Origin of the sequence: Cupriavidus sp. SIMBA_020 (assembly GCF_046535395.1) — a bacterium.
Lineage (GTDB): Bacteria > Pseudomonadota > Gammaproteobacteria > Burkholderiales > Burkholderiaceae > Cupriavidus > Cupriavidus campinensis.
On record NZ_JAWRWU010000812.1, the window covers coordinates 1 to 264 of the forward strand.

The 264-nt window shown below is 67.4% G+C and carries 1 protein-coding gene; it reads right to left on the minus strand.

What is annotated here, in order from left to right:
- Window positions 1-264 (minus strand): amidohydrolase family protein (locus SB751_RS31620; protein WP_410749224.1); only part of this gene is annotated, 264 nt, incomplete at both ends.

Consider the following 264-nt stretch of genomic DNA (forward strand, 5'->3'; position numbering starts at 1 on the left):
CCGCCATAGCCGCCGTAGGTGCGCACCGGCGACCAGTCCGGCATCGCCGGCGGAATCGGCAAATCGTGCGACGCGAACGGCCCGGCACCCCACACGATCCGGCCGCCGACCACCGTCAGCAACGCGGTCGTGTCGGCGATATCGTCCTCCGCGCACGTGAAGAAATCACGGTCGGGGACCATCAGGTCCGCCAGCTGACCGACCGCGATGCGGCCCTTCTTGCCCACTTCGTTCGAGAACCACGTCACGTACTCGGTCCACATG